This window comes from Wolbachia endosymbiont of Nomada ferruginata, assembly GCF_001675785.1.
Classification (GTDB): domain Bacteria; phylum Pseudomonadota; class Alphaproteobacteria; order Rickettsiales; family Anaplasmataceae; genus Wolbachia; species Wolbachia pipientis.
Genome location: NZ_LYUY01000125.1, coordinates 1 through 3,018, shown reverse-complemented (window position 1 = coordinate 3,018; position 3,018 = coordinate 1). Strand labels below are relative to the sequence as shown.

At 36.9% G+C, this 3,018-nt stretch carries 4 protein-coding genes and 1 tRNA gene; all 5 read left to right on the top strand.

Annotated elements, in window-relative coordinates; all coding sequences use genetic code 11:
* Window positions 1-164 precede the first annotated feature (164 nt).
* The 5 genes from trxA (at window position 165) to folP (ending at window position 2,988) form a co-directional block, all read left to right on the top strand.
* Window positions 165-488: a thioredoxin gene (gene trxA / locus BA053_RS05830; protein ID WP_065095178.1), complete on the top strand. Its 324-nt coding sequence runs from the start codon at window positions 165-167 to the stop codon at window positions 486-488.
* A 42-nt stretch (window positions 489-530) separates the two neighbouring features.
* Window positions 531-607 (top strand) — tRNA-Ile (locus BA053_RS05825).
* Between the two features lie 78 nt (window positions 608-685).
* Entirely contained in the window at window positions 686-1,342 is a 657-nt protein-coding gene (locus BA053_RS05820) for a CADD family putative folate metabolism protein (RefSeq protein ID WP_022626367.1), read from the top strand.
* Window positions 1,343-1,381: 39 nt separating this feature from the next.
* Complete coding sequence (locus BA053_RS05815; RefSeq protein ID WP_065095180.1) at window positions 1,382-1,780, top strand: dihydroneopterin aldolase; 399 nt, start codon at window positions 1,382-1,384, stop codon at window positions 1,778-1,780.
* A complete protein-coding gene (gene folP / locus BA053_RS05810) occupies window positions 1,780-2,988 on the top strand; it encodes a dihydropteroate synthase (protein WP_245611621.1) in 1,209 nt (402 codons plus the stop codon). The genes BA053_RS05815 and folP overlap by 1 nt, the downstream gene beginning before the upstream one ends.
* The last annotated feature ends 30 nt before the right edge of the window (window positions 2,989-3,018 follow it).

Genomic DNA, 3,018 nt, shown 5'->3' with positions numbered 1-3,018 from the left:
CTAGGGCAATTTACAAAGTTCTTCCCTTCTCCATCTAATGCATAAGCTTAAAACATTAGATGCTTTTGACAAGATACAAGGGCAATTTTTCAAGCTCTGCGGTAAGAATTTAGTTGATTAACTGCTAATAGATACGCTATATTTTACAAAAATTTAGGTATTTTATGAGTGATGATATTACATCGGTAAATGATCAAAATTTCAAATCTGAAGTCACTGACTATAAAGGGTTTGTTCTGATAGATTTTTGGGCAGAATGGTGTGGGCCATGTAAAAGTCTAATGCCACGTATCGAACAATTGGCTAAAGACAGAAAAGGCAAGATTAAGATCTGCAAATTCGATATAGATGGAGAAACTGAAGTGCCAAGTAAGTATGGGGTTCAATCTATACCTACTTTGATTATATTTCAAGATGGTAAGGAAATTGCACGCAAAATTGGTGCAACAAATGATTTGCTAAGTTGGGTTGATAGTGAAATAAGCTAATAGACAAATTTGCTTCTGTGTGTATTATAAATATTGATAAAAGGGATTGTAGCTCAGTCGGTTAGAGCAGTTCGCTCATAACGAATTGGCCGTAGGTTCGAGTCCTACCAATCCCACCATTGTATTGATCTTAGCATGATCGTAACAATGAGAAGACTATAGTATATGAACTATATATTAATGTAATGGGGGAAATGATGGAATTTACTAAGTCTCTAAATAACAAGTTAGATGAATTGCACTTACTAAATCATCCATTTTACCAGTCATGGAATACAGGAAGCTTAAGCTTGCAAGCTTTACAAACCTATGCTAAAGAATATTATCACCACGTTGCTGCGTTTCCTCGTTACATCAGTGGTATACATTTTTTGTGCCCAGATCTAAAAATGCGACAGGTTTTACTTGGTAATTTAATAGAAGAGGAACAAGGTGATGAAAATCATCCAGAGTTATGGAAACGTTTTGCTGAAGGGCTTGGCGTTGCGCGATCTGATCTTCGTGAAAGTGCACAGATTAAGGAGACACAAGAATTAATTGATGGTTACTTTGACATTGTAAGATCAGGTTTTGCAGCAGGTCTTGGAGCCTTGTACGCTTATGAACGTCAAACTCCAGAGGTTTCCAAGTCTAAAATTGAAGGTTTAAAAAAACACTATTCAATAAGTGATGAGCGTTCTCTTCAATTTTTTACGGTCCATATGCATGCTGATGAATGGCATTCTGAGGAATGTGCAAATCTTATTGAAGATCTAGATGAAAAAGAGCAAGATAAAGTTATGCAGGGTGCTCAAAAGGGAGCAAGGCTCTTGTGGGGTTTTCTTGATGGAATGATGAATGCTAGCGTGTGTTAGTAGTTGTAAGTAGCTTAAACTCAGTGATGTTGGAATGCAATGTCTACATGTAATCTTCTTATATCTGACTTACGGCTTTGGGTTCACTTAGGGTGCAGTGCAGAAGAGAAGTATCATTCCCAATTAGTTAGTATTGATGTTGATTTTATTTTTAAATCCCCTCCTTTAGGGCTTACAACTGACCAGCTAAAAGACACTGTCTGCTATCTAGAGATAGTACAAAATATTCAATCTCTTGTTCAGAACAAGCAATTTAATTTAATCGAACATTTAACTCATGATATATACAGGATCATTAATGATCTTTTGCTGCAAAAAAAGCATATTATTTCTTCTGTAAGAGTAACTACTTACAAAGTTGCACCACCCGTTCCTAATGTACATGGAGGCGTTTTTTTTACCTATTGTAATGCACTGCAAGAACAGGAAGATAACTAATGATCTATATTTCTATTGGCTCAAATATGGGGAATCGCTTTTCCCATTTACAAAAGGCTGCTCAGTTACTGCAGGAGCGCTATTTTAAAAATTTAAAATCTTCAATTATTCTGGAAACTAAGGCTATTTTACCAAATGATGCTCCACCTGGGTGGGACAGGCCATTTCTAAATATGGTTGTGTATGGAAGTTGTTCTTCTTCTCCTGGAGAGCTGTTAAAGGGCCTTAAACAAATTGAATGTGACATTGGCCGTCTGCAGGTCTATGAAAAATGGGCACCTCGCGTTATTGATTTGGATATTTTGTTATGGGATGACCTGACACTTGATACATCCTACCTTAAGATTCCTCACCCAGAATTGATAAACAGACCATTTTTGCTTCACTTGATGGCAATGCTGAGTCCCATGGCAGTAGTTAACAAAACGTTTGGTACTGTTAACCCTAACATTAAGGATTGCTTTTTAAGGAGTTTTACGCTTTCACCAGAGCTTGTAGGTATTGTCAATATTACTCCTGATTCATTTTCAGATGGTGGTCTTTATTATGATGCAGATCAAGCAACCAAGCAGGCACTGCGGCTGTTATCAGATGGTGCAAGCATAGTTGAACTTGGTGCTCAATCAACAAGACCTGGCTCCTCAATACAAACTCCAAAAGCAGAGTATGCACGCTTAAAACCAGTGCTTGATGACCTTAATCAATATATGAAAGTTGGTGACATTAAAGTCAGCATTGATAGCTTCTGGTCAGACGTTATTTTAAATGTTTTGGAACACTACAACATTGCCTGGGTAAACGATCAGAAGGGAGATCTAGATGATAATACCTTAAAAGCGATTGCTAGCAGTGGATGTAGTATCGTTATTATGCATTCACTCTCCATACCACCACATAGTGACAACATTATCCCAAGTGACATTGATCCAATTGATACCATAAATAATTGGGCAGAAAAGAGCATTAACAGGTTACTTGCCCTAGGTTTTGATCAAAGCTCGATCATTATTGATCCTGGTATTGGTTTTGGCAAATCTATGTACCAGAATATCCAGATTTTACGCAGTATAGAAACGTTACAAAATTTTGGCTGCAAAGTTCTGGTTGGTCATTCTAGAAAGTCATTTATTTCTTCTTTTTCTACAGAACCTGTCTTTAGAGGTTGTCCGGAAACAAGTAAATTCAAGCATATTCCCTCTTTAACATAACCCTACTCATAGCTAGGTATATGAAATTCT